This is a genomic window from Nitrospiraceae bacterium (assembly GCA_020632595.1).
GTDB lineage: Bacteria > Nitrospirota > Nitrospiria > Nitrospirales > UBA8639 > Nitrospira_E.
On record JACKFF010000033.1, the window covers coordinates 1 to 10,202 of the forward strand.

The 10,202-nt window shown below is 50.1% G+C and carries 11 protein-coding genes; 9 read left to right on the forward strand and 2 right to left on the reverse strand.

What is annotated here, in order from left to right:
- Positions 1-60: 60 nt before the first annotated feature.
- The 6 genes from H6750_21295 to H6750_21320 all read left to right on the forward strand — a co-directional run bounded on the left by H6750_21295 (position 61) and on the right by H6750_21320 (position 5,539).
- Positions 61-258, forward strand: a complete 198-nt coding sequence (locus tag H6750_21295) for a hypothetical protein (GenBank protein MCB9776850.1) — start codon at positions 61-63, stop codon at positions 256-258.
- Positions 259-424: 166 nt separating this feature from the next.
- Positions 425-883, forward strand: a complete 459-nt coding sequence (locus H6750_21300; GenBank protein ID MCB9776851.1) for a response regulator — start codon at positions 425-427, stop codon at positions 881-883.
- Positions 884-1,130: 247 nt separating this feature from the next.
- Positions 1,131-2,429 carry an alkaline phosphatase D family protein gene (locus tag H6750_21305; GenBank protein MCB9776852.1) on the forward strand — a complete coding sequence of 433 codons (1,299 nt, stop codon included), beginning with the start codon at positions 1,131-1,133 and terminating at the stop codon, positions 2,427-2,429.
- A gap of 15 nt (positions 2,430-2,444) precedes the next feature.
- Positions 2,445-3,470 carry a zinc-binding alcohol dehydrogenase family protein gene (locus H6750_21310; GenBank protein ID MCB9776853.1) on the forward strand — a complete coding sequence of 342 codons (1,026 nt, stop codon included), beginning with the start codon at positions 2,445-2,447 and terminating at the stop codon, positions 3,468-3,470.
- A 134-nt stretch (positions 3,471-3,604) separates the two neighbouring features.
- The gene (locus H6750_21315) at positions 3,605-4,465 is read left to right on the forward strand and encodes a class I SAM-dependent methyltransferase (GenBank protein MCB9776854.1); all 861 of its coding nucleotides are present in this window, start codon (positions 3,605-3,607) and stop codon (positions 4,463-4,465) included.
- A gap of 63 nt (positions 4,466-4,528) precedes the next feature.
- Entirely contained in the window at positions 4,529-5,539 is a 1,011-nt protein-coding gene (locus tag H6750_21320) for a methyltransferase (protein ID MCB9776855.1), read from the forward strand.
- 47 nt (positions 5,540-5,586) lie between these two features.
- Here H6750_21320 and H6750_21325 read toward each other — a convergent pair whose 3' ends face one another.
- Positions 5,587-5,847 (reverse strand): hypothetical protein, encoded by a 261-nt coding sequence (locus H6750_21325; GenBank protein ID MCB9776856.1) that lies wholly within the window; start codon positions 5,845-5,847, stop codon positions 5,587-5,589.
- A 175-nt stretch (positions 5,848-6,022) separates the two neighbouring features.
- Between H6750_21325 and H6750_21330 the strand changes: the two genes are divergently transcribed.
- The 3 genes from H6750_21330 (at position 6,023) to H6750_21340 (ending at position 9,780) form a co-directional block, all read left to right on the forward strand.
- The gene (locus tag H6750_21330) at positions 6,023-6,949 is read left to right on the forward strand and encodes a M28 family peptidase (GenBank protein ID MCB9776857.1); all 927 of its coding nucleotides are present in this window, start codon (positions 6,023-6,025) and stop codon (positions 6,947-6,949) included.
- Between the two features lie 26 nt (positions 6,950-6,975).
- The gene (locus tag H6750_21335) at positions 6,976-7,671 is read left to right on the forward strand and encodes a methyltransferase domain-containing protein (protein ID MCB9776858.1); all 696 of its coding nucleotides are present in this window, start codon (positions 6,976-6,978) and stop codon (positions 7,669-7,671) included.
- Between the two features lie 252 nt (positions 7,672-7,923).
- Positions 7,924-9,780 carry a hypothetical protein gene (locus H6750_21340; GenBank protein ID MCB9776859.1) on the forward strand — a complete coding sequence of 619 codons (1,857 nt, stop codon included), beginning with the start codon at positions 7,924-7,926 and terminating at the stop codon, positions 9,778-9,780.
- A gap of 108 nt (positions 9,781-9,888) precedes the next feature.
- Here the strand turns inward: H6750_21340 and H6750_21345 are convergent, their stop codons facing one another.
- Entirely contained in the window at positions 9,889-10,116 is a 228-nt protein-coding gene (locus tag H6750_21345) for a HipA N-terminal domain-containing protein (protein ID MCB9776860.1), read from the reverse strand.
- Positions 10,117-10,202 lie beyond the last annotated feature (86 nt).

The window sequence follows — 10,202 nt, forward strand, 5'->3', positions numbered from 1 at the left end:
ATTCTTTCAAACTCCCCCACGCTGGGGATTGACGAAACGTTGCTGAGGAAACCTGCTTCCGTGGAAGTCCCATTTCCTACTGCCAAATTAAAAGATTTGGAACGCTTGCGTATTGAGCAAGCCCTGGAAACCTGTGAATGGCAAATTGATGGACCGTTAGGGGCTGCGAAACATTTGGGTCTGCATCCCAGCACCTTGAGAAGTCGGTTGAAAAAACTGAATATTCCACGAAAAATTTCAAAGTCCAGGAAAGCCTAATCCTAGAGTGTGCGAGAGAGGCGAATCACGGAGCGTGTATGCCTCAGTGGCGGACCGCAAAGGGGAGCGGTAATCCTCTGTGCTTCTTCTTGGAAGATTCTTGTGATTCCGGTCCTTCCTCGTCATGGGGGAAGACCGGTCTCCGAAAGCCTTGGGAGAGCATTCGATGAACCGGGTGAAGGATTCGGACGTTCCCGGCCAGGATGGCAGTCTGAAGTCTGATCATCCAGGACAGCATGTCGGCATCCTTTTTTATGTCGATGATGATGCGTTTGTACGCTCGAGTGTAGCCAGGCGGCTGATCCGGCGGGGGTATCTGGTTCGAGAGTTTGACTCAGGAGAAGCGGTGGTCGCCTGCCTCCAGGATCAAGCCGCTCGGCCTGATGTCATTCTCTTAGATTATAACATGCCGGGGATGGATGGGTTGGAGACCTTCCAGGAAATCCGTCACCTTTCCAGTCACACGCCGGTTATCTTGTTCACGGCATATTCCGGCGCATTCAATGTCGAAGAGGTGAAACGACAGGGTCTTTTCGATGTGCTCACCAAGAATGTGGAATTAGACAACATAATTCAAGTGATACAATTGGCCATTGCTCAGAAAAAAGAGCATCCTTCTCCATAGACTTCAAGACGGCTCCCTCCCCCCAACGAAGACGAACTGGTTGCTAACCGACCCGGTGCTTGGGCAGAAGCCCAGGTATTTTTTTGTCATGACCAGGGAAATTCCCGAGAATTGATGTTTCGTGAAACGAATGGGTCGAGGAGAAACGTCTCCTGGCTCGATACTCTCGCTGAACGAGATTGAATTGAAGTACCATATGCCAGCGCATCTCAATCAGGGGGCGACTCATTTTGAACAGGGAGACATCATGATGAAACGAAATTTCATGAATGGCAGGAGGACCCTGATAGGCCTCCTGGCGTTTTGGGGACTGATGGGCTGCGCCTCAGTGGATACCGGGCTCCTCGTGAAAGATGAGAATATTGACGTCGATTGCGCTGTTGGAGATGTGACGGCCCATGAGGCTGTTGTGTGGATGAAAACCAGGGAGGCCCAGTCGTTGGTGATCCAGTATACAGCGGATTCCACTTGGACTGCCTACCTGGAAACGGCAGTCCTGCAGACCAGTGCGACCAGAGATTTCACGGCCCATGCGGTGTTAACAAACTTGCAGCCGGCTACTCGGTACTCGTATCGAGGCACGATCCAGGGAGGTCCTCCAGTCGGGCCATGCCAATTTGTCACAGCGCCTCTTCCAGAAGAAGCCGTTCCGGTCACGTTTGTCATTGGAGGGGACACTCGGCATGGGTATCATCCCTATAAGATGATGCAGACGTTGCAGGAAGAGAAGCCCGATTTTTTTGTCTTTCTCGGGGATACTATCTATTCGGATAAAGAAAAGCCGGCTCACGAGTTGGCGGAATATTGGGCCAAATATAGAGAAAATCGTGATGGCTTTGTGAAACGATTGCTGGCCAATATCCCGGTGTACGTCATGTGGGACGATCATGAGGTGGATAGCGACTTTATCTCGACGCATCCGCGTTTGCCGATTGGGCGCCAGGCCTTTTTTGATTATTGGCCGATTCGCGTGAATGCCCGAGAGCCGGGTCGGCTCTATCGATCATTTCAATGGGGGAAGGGAGTCGAATTCTTTTTGTTGGACACCCGGCAATACCGGAATCCGTCCACGCAAACGATGTTGGGTGAGGCGCAAAAACAATGGTTGTTGCATCAGCTGAAGGCCTCTCAAGCGACGACCAAATTTATTGTATCTTCCGTTCCCTTTTCCGATCCACGCAAAGATAAATGGGGAGAATACCCTCATGAACGTGACGAGATTCTTCAGTTTATTCGAGACCAGGCCATTTCAGGTGTGTTCTTTCTTGCGGGAGATGTCCACCATGGGGCTGTCAGCCGCATGCCGGGTTTTGCCGATATGCAAGAAATGATTTTTGGCCCATTAGCCGCGCATATGAATTATAAAGTTTCGTCGAGTGAGCCACGGTTTGAATTTTTCTACCACCAAACTCCCAATTTTGGAAAAATAACCGTGCATCCTGATCCGGCCCATCCCACGGTTCACATCGAGTGGATTGATGCACATCATCAAGTCATTTACGACGTTCGAATAGAGAATAGTCCATTTCCTTCCCAGCCACAGTGATCGAAAGGAAGATCCATGAAAGCGGTTGCCCGTCTCCGTCCTCTCCCGATTAATCAGGCTGAGGCGTTGCAGGATATAGAAATTTCCACACCGATCGCTGAACCCAAGGACTTGTTGGTGAGAGTCGAGGCGGTTTCCGTCAATCCCGTGGATACCAAGATGCGCCGGCAGAACAGTCCTCCAGACAAAAAGGAGCCGCCGCGGGTCTTAGGATGGGATGCGGCGGGAGTTGTTGAGCGTATCGGGTCCGAGGTCAAGCGGTTTCGACCTGGGGATGAGGTATTTTATGCGGGAAGTCTGATTCGCCCTGGGTGCAATAGCGAATTTCACCTGGTTGATGAACGAATTGCCGCGCATAAACCGAAAACCTGGACGATGGCTCAATCTGCTGCCCTTCCGCTGACCGCCATTACCGCATATGAAGCGTTATTCGATCGAATGGGGATTGCCCAACATGGAAGGGGTGAGAGGGAATCCATTCTGATTATTGGCGGGGCCGGTGGAGTGGGATCTATCGCGATTCAAATCGCCAAATTGGTGAAACTGCATGTTGTGGCCACAGCCTCGCGAGCGGAGTCGGAAGCCTGGTGCAAGAAAATGGGTGCCGATCTGGTGATTGATCATTCCCGGCCCATGGTTCCTCAATTGCAGCAGATGGGGTATCCGACGGTGGAGTATATTCTGAATACCTCATCTACCGAACAGCATTGGATGGCCATGGCCGAGGCCATTAAACCGCAAGGCCGCCTGTGCGGGATTGTGGACACCATGGAGCCGGTGGACCTCAATGTTCTCAAACGAAAAAGCGCGACATTTTCATGGGAGTTTATGTTCACCCGGTCCATGTATCACACCGAAGATTTGGTTCGGCAGCATGAACTGTTGACCCAGGTCGCTGAATGGATTGAACAAGGTCATATCCAGCCCACACTCACCGAAACCCTTTCCCCTATTACCGCAGCCAATCTGCGGCATGCTCATGCCAAACTGGAAGAAGGGCGAATGATTGGCAAATTTGTCCTGACAGGGTGGCCTGCATGACGTAGGCGGTTGGTCCCTCGCTTCTATGGGAATAGCCAATGCCTCAGGGCGTCGATGCCTTGCCACGGACCTGCTCGAATTGCTTGAGGAAAACATGATAGGGTCAGTGGATCAGTGATGGATGATTGCCGATGATGCCGACTCCCTCACCTTCTCCTTCCGCTCATGTTCCTCCGCCCTGGCTGTGTGAGCTCCCCAAGAAAGATCCCTGGTCCACACCTTTTGCCGAATGTCTCTTGAAACATCTGGATGTTCAACCAGGCCATGCCATCTTGGATGTGTGCTGCGGAGATGGTATTCCGGCTTTTTACTTAGCCCACCAGGTGGGATCGGCAGGGCGAGTGGTCGGCGTGGATATGAATCATGCGCAATTGATTCGGTCACGGGCGGTGCAAGGACTCGCGTTTCCTTGGTTGGCCTTTCATCACGGAGATGTTCGGGAGTTGCCACGACATCTGGGGCAATTCGATCGCATCACCGGCAATCTGTCCTTTATGTTTTTTCGTCCAAACCGTCAGGACGCGCTTCGCCAAATCATCCAATTTCTGAAGCCCGGCGGACAACTGGTGCTCACCTTTCCCTCTCAGGGTACGTTTGACTCTCTTTGGCAATGTGTCGATCGAGAAATGCTGACGAGGGGCTTCACGCGAGAACGGGAACGGTTTATGGCGTACCTGGCTGAACGGCCATCTGCCCAAGATGCCCACCGGTGGCTTGAGGCGTGCGGGATGGTGCGGGTGGAAGTAGCGGAATATCCATTAGAGGTCCAGACCAACCCGGGCCATGAATTTCTCTATCATCCGTTATTACGCGGAGGATTTCTGGACGATGTCTACGAATGCTTCGCGGATCAGGAGGTGGCGGAACGGTTCATGGAAGACATCGCGGATGCGGTTCCCGGCTTTCTGCCGCTCTTGGCGAATCGATGCGTGATGGCTGCCTGGTTGCCGGGAAATGAATCGGGGGAAATTGCGCGGCCTCGTGAGTCTCCATGAGCCATCGAAGAACCTGCGAATAAGCCGATAAACCATATTCCCATACCACGGGAGGAATCGCCGATGACGCAAGCAGTGACGCCGGATCGAATCATGCAATTGGGGATGGCCTTTTGGGGATCGAAGGCTTTGCTCAGCGCGGTGGAGTTAGGGGTCTTTTCGGAATTGGCCAAGCGGCCCCAAGATGCCACTACGCTTCAACAACAGCTGGGGCTACACCCCAGAAGCGCCAGGGATTTTTTCGATGCCTTGGTCGCCCTCGGCATGTTGGACCGTCAGAGCGGGGTGTACACCAACACTCCCGAAACCGACTTCTATTTGGATCGCGCCAAGCCAACCTATTTGGGGGGATGGCTGGATATGGTGAATACCCGCCTCTATCCATTTTGGGGGCGTCTGACTGAAGGCTTGAGAACGGGGCATCCACAGAACGAAGTGCGTGAAGGGCACAACTTTTTCGAGGACTTGTACAGTGACCCGCAGCGGCTCAAGACGTTTTTAAGTTCCATGACCGGTCTGAGTATGAGCGCCAGCAAAAAAATCGCCGCGCAATTTCCGTGGGGCCACTATCACACCTTCATCGATGTGGGCTCGGCGCAAGGAGGACTGGCGGTGCAAGTGGCCTTGGCGCATTCGCATCTGACCGGAGGCGGATTTGACTTGCCGGTGACGGGACCGATTTTTCAAGAATATGTCCAGTCTTTTGGTCTGGAGACCCGTCTGAAGTTTTATCCCGGGAATTTTTTTGAAGATCCCTTACCGACAGCTGATGTCCTGTCGATGGGGCACATCCTCCATGATTGGAACTTGGAACAGAAGAAACAGTTAATTGCCAAAGCCTATGAAGCCCTGCCTCGGGGAGGGGCTCTGATCATCTTCGAATCGTTAATCGATGATGAACGGCGGGAGAATGCCTTTGGGTTGCTGATGAGCCTGAATATGTTGATCGAACTGCCTGGCGGGTTCGACTATACCGGGGCGGATTGCACGGAATGGTTGCGCGAGGCGGGGTTTCAAGAAACCCGGGTCGAACATTTAATCGGACCTGACTCCATGGTCGTGGGAATGAAATAACCGGTTAGCCGACACGGTTCAATCTTCGAATGGCCTCACCGCTCCATTTACTGCACTCGGGAAGGAGACCCAGGCGGGATAGACCGTTCTCGTTGATACGACTCGTAGGGTTGTTGTTCCACACAGTTTGATGGGGCCTGGGAAGGGTCGTCCAGGCATCGTTGTGTTTGGTGTTCACGCATCGTCCCATATCCTCGTTCTTGAACCTCATCCCAGGAGCAACGGACCATGCCAAGGCTCCCAATTGTCAACGTCAACAACACGGTCGTGCTGAAAGTCAGATGGTTTTTCCTGTGTCTGGTCATCATCCCTCCCCTAGAAGTGCGATTGGTATAGTCTATGAAACCTCAATGGATCAGGGAAACACAAGAGCCGGTATGAGCGGAATGGTTGGATGAAGAGAGGGGAACCTCGTTGATGGGGGCACGATGGCTTCCTGTGGTGAGCATTGTACTTCTCGTGGGAATTGGGGGATGGTATGCCATGATTCGAATGCCGAGCGAAAGTTTTCAAGGGCCGATTCCTCCGCTTTCAGCCGATGAACGAGTGCTGGAGCAGGAATTGCGGACGCATGTCTTGATGCTGGCAGGCGAGATTGGGGAGCGGAACGTGGATCAGTACGACAATCTCCAACGAGCGGCTGACTATATTCGAACGCATTTCCAGCAGTCGGGATATACCGTGCAGGCTCAATCCTTTGAGGCAGCCGGGAAGGTGTGTGACAATATCGAAGTGGAAGTTCGTGGGACGACCAAGCCGGAGGCCATCGTTCTGATCGGGGCTCATTATGATTCCGTGAAAGGCAGTCCTGGTGCCAATGACAACGGAAGCGGAGTGGCTGCCGTATTGGCGTTGGCCCGGAGGTTTGCCCAGGCCAATCCGTCAAAAACTCTGCGATTTGTCGCATTTGTCAATGAAGAACCCCCGTACTTTCAAACCCCGGAAATGGGCAGCTGGGTCTATGCCCGGCGTAGCCGGGAGCGGGGCGAGCAGATCACGCTCATGGTCAGCTTGGAAACCATCGGCTATTACTCGGAGCAACCCGGCAGCCAACAATACCCGCCTCCGTTGGGTCTTCTCTATCCGTCCACCGGAAATTTCGTGGGATTTGTCAGCAATGTGCACAATGGGGCGTGGGTCCGAAACCTGATTGCCAGTTTTCGAAGGCAGGCAGCCTTTCCTTCGGAAGGGACCGCAATGTGGGGAGGATTACCCGGTATTGGCTGGTCGGACCATTGGGCATTTTGGGAGGAAGGGTATCCGGCCATCATGGTGACCGACACGGCTCTCTTTCGTGATCCGTACTATCACACCGCTCACGATACCCCCGGGCATATCCAGTATGAATCCTTCGCGCGGGTTGTCTCGGGCTTGCAGGGTGTCATCCAAGACGTGGCCAATCAGCCGTGAATCAATGAAGAGAGGGAGGTAAGACGATGCGCATATCCATCAACAAATTTGCAGGGCGAGGTTTCGTGTCCATGCGGCGGTGTTCGCTCTTGGTGCTTGTGCTGGCCAGTCTGTCTGCCAGTTGTGCATATCAGCCTTGGAATATCGAGACCTATATTCAAAACCTGGAACGGCCGGAGCGAGATGAATATCAACAGCCGGCGAAGGTGATCGAGGCGCTCAATCTCACACCGGGCATGGTGGTGGCGGATGTGGGGGCAGGCTCAGGATATTTTACGCGCCGGTTTGCCAAGGCCGTGGGAGAAACCGGGAAAGTCCTGGCCATCGACGTGGAGCAGAACATGCTGGACTACAACAAACAGGAATTGGAAAAGCTCGGCATGGCCAACCGGGCGCAATTTGTTTTGGTCAAACCGGAAGACTCTCCACTCTCACCAAACAGTGTCGATCTGGTCTTTCTATGCAACGCGTACCATCATGTCGAACATGGGGTGGGGTATTGGGGCAAGATTCAAGAAGCCCTCAAACCCAACGGCCGGGTGGTGATTGTGGACTACTATCACGATGAACGGTCAGGGCATCTCAGCTTTTCTAAGCATCATCTGGTTCCCAGAGAACGGGTCATTGAAAACATGGAGAAGGCTGGCCTTCATATATCAAAGGAGCACACCTTCCTCCCCCGCCAATATTTTTTGGAATTTGAAAAAATTGGCAGTGCCTAAAGCTAGGAATTGGGAACCCATCAGGCCAGATTTTTGGTTGCTTTTTACTCTTTCTCTGGCATCTCTTTAAGTTATTCACCAAAAATCCTAAAATCCAAAAAGTCCAGTAATTCGAGTGGGGGGGATTATTTACTTTTTCTGAAACGATTCAGATTGAGGGAATATTTTATTCCATTGTGAATAAATTGCGAGATCCCCCAAAATTTATCTCTTCAACAAAAGCATTTTTCCTTTTGAAAAAGGAGATACAGTATGGCAACCCCAATGCATGTGATTCGCATAGTTGGATCATACAGCCTTCTCACCTTTTTTGATGACGATGTACAAAAAGAGTTTTTCGAAATAACCGTGGACCCAGTTTTTGAAAAAGAAATTTGGTTTAAATCTCCTTATGATGCAACAACAGGGTGGTTTGCGATAGACAAAAAGGAAATGCAATTAGAGCTAGATATGACTAATCATGGATTAATCCGTGAGGCGTTTTGGAGAGACTCTTTTCCTCCTATATTTAGTTTTAAAGGAAACCCCAAAAATGATTGGAATGCTTTTATCCCTCAAGCGATGCGGAAAAAAATGGAAGACATTTTGAAAGATCCAAACAAGGCGGAATTTCCCATCGCCCTACTTTTTAGATATTCCCTTTATAAAATTCCGGGAGAGTTAACGCAAATATTAGATGGAAACGGAGAGATAAATTTTCATATAGGACTGAATAAATTCGGTATTGTAAATGTTGGGATCACTATTGAATTTCCCCATGAACCCAATGAGTATTTTGAGGATCTCTGTAGGAGAGCGTATAAAAAAGTTGCCCATTTACAGGAAGAGCCCTTGAAAAACTTAGAGAATGATCTTAAGGAATTTCGCAACTGGGGTTCTCCTGGAAATTTTTGGAGTGGCGTTGTTTGCTCAACTCATTCATTAACTTTCGATGAAAAAATTAGGGAGATGGAAGGATTTCTTCGCGAAATTAAAAATCAACAGGATGCTCCAAGGCTCGCTGTTTCGTACTTTCAAGTTTTGGCCATTACCCTGATTCATAGGTTTCTTTTCGATCGATTGAGCGTAACTGGAGATCATTTGAAAAGGGGCCTATGTGTTCAGGGTAACTGTTTGAGAGGGTGGAAGTTGAGCCTGTGGCATGAGCATCTTGGGGAAGATTGGGCCAAATTGCCTATTTTGTTGGATTGTCCTTGGGCTCTCTCAAATAAATTGCCAGACTCCTCGAGAAAAGGTTTACCACCTCTTCGGCACGTGGTTTTCATGTATCAACTCATCCGCTCTTTTCCTAGAAAGCAAACCTTCTTGAGCAACAACGATAACAAAATAGCTCTTCTGACCCTTGGACACAATGTAGGATGGTCTCCAAGTTATAATCCCCCTTTTCCCCTTTTTGAAGAAAAATCCGATCTGGCTTTCCTAAAAGATTCTTCTTTATTGGAAAACTCATGCTGTTTTATTTTTCCTCAAGGGCTAGTTGTGGTGACTCCGCCGGAGGATATTTTGTACTTAGGTGGAGGGCCACCACCGCCTGGATTTAAATATAGTTCCTGCTATTCTCCGTCTTCTGTAGACTACAAGGACTATTGGCTATTAATTTTCAAATTGTTTATCAGGGTAGTAGAGACACGGCTTATATTGGGAATGATGAACCGATATCTTTCTGATTGCCATAGAGCATTCATGGTTCGTTGTGGGAGAGATAAACTACAGAGGATTTTGGGGGCAGTAAAACGGGTTTTTGGGACAGATGAAATTTACAAAGATCTGCTCAGGATTGGATGGCTTCTGCAGCGCATTTCGGAAAATATTGTTACTCCGGAAGTGTCTCGATTTTCATTCGTTCGGAAAAAAGTCCTTAGTTTTTTGGATGAGGTACATTTTGATGAACATGTGGAACACATTGAGGCCGAGTTTCAAAAACTCAACAGGTGGTTAAATGAAGACATTATTACCATCGCCACGGTAACTGCAATTGTAGTCGCCATTTTGGGAGTTGTTGTCGCAATAGTTAGTGGGCTTTTTCCTGGTGATTGGAAGGATTCCCTACTATGTGTTGTAAAGGCCTTCGGGGATTGTGAAAGTCTAGTAGACAATGGAATTCATTGATAGTGAGAATTTATTGTGAGGTATGTATTAATTGGGAAAAAATGTCACAATTCCTCGGAGCCCATCATCAGGCGTGCTCGTCAAAGTAGAAAATATTTTTGAACGAAGCTAGGGGTTAATCTTGGGGCATGGTTGTCCTTCCGGCAAGAGGTTGGAAAAAAATGGCGGTGCTTTTCCGCTATACGTTTTGGGAGAGGTCAGCAAGTCGCCCTCTGCGGAAAAATACGATTGGCTTAATACCGGGCGTTGGGGATCGTCGGTGTAGGATGCTTCAAAGGAAAAGACTATCCTGCCGTCGGGGAGCAGGGTTAAAGCCCCGACGCGACGTTCATTCAAGATAAATATCCAGCACGCCCGTCATGCGAGTTCCTCTTCATCACTTTGGGATACGGTATCCGGCTGCCAGGCGGGTTTCTTGGTAT

What these genes read in the sequence shown, in the direction of transcription:
- H6750_21300 (MCB9776851.1), top strand. Translation starts at nt 425, where the DNA reads ATGAACCGGGTGAAGGATTCGGACGTTCCCGGCCAGGATGGCAGTCTG.
- H6750_21305 (MCB9776852.1), top strand. Translation starts at nt 1,131, where the DNA reads ATGATGAAACGAAATTTCATGAATGGCAGGAGGACCCTGATAGGCCTC.
- H6750_21310 (MCB9776853.1), top strand. Translation starts at nt 2,445, where the DNA reads ATGAAAGCGGTTGCCCGTCTCCGTCCTCTCCCGATTAATCAGGCTGAG.
- H6750_21315 (MCB9776854.1), top strand. Translation starts at nt 3,605, where the DNA reads ATGCCGACTCCCTCACCTTCTCCTTCCGCTCATGTTCCTCCGCCCTGG.
- H6750_21320 (MCB9776855.1), top strand. Translation starts at nt 4,529, where the DNA reads ATGACGCAAGCAGTGACGCCGGATCGAATCATGCAATTGGGGATGGCC.
- H6750_21325 (MCB9776856.1), bottom strand. Translation starts at nt 5,847, where the DNA reads ATGATGACCAGACACAGGAAAAACCATCTGACTTTCAGCACGACCGTG.
- H6750_21330 (MCB9776857.1), top strand. Translation starts at nt 6,023, where the DNA reads ATGATTCGAATGCCGAGCGAAAGTTTTCAAGGGCCGATTCCTCCGCTT.
- H6750_21335 (MCB9776858.1), top strand. Translation starts at nt 6,976, where the DNA reads ATGCGCATATCCATCAACAAATTTGCAGGGCGAGGTTTCGTGTCCATG.
- H6750_21340 (MCB9776859.1), top strand. Translation starts at nt 7,924, where the DNA reads ATGGCAACCCCAATGCATGTGATTCGCATAGTTGGATCATACAGCCTT.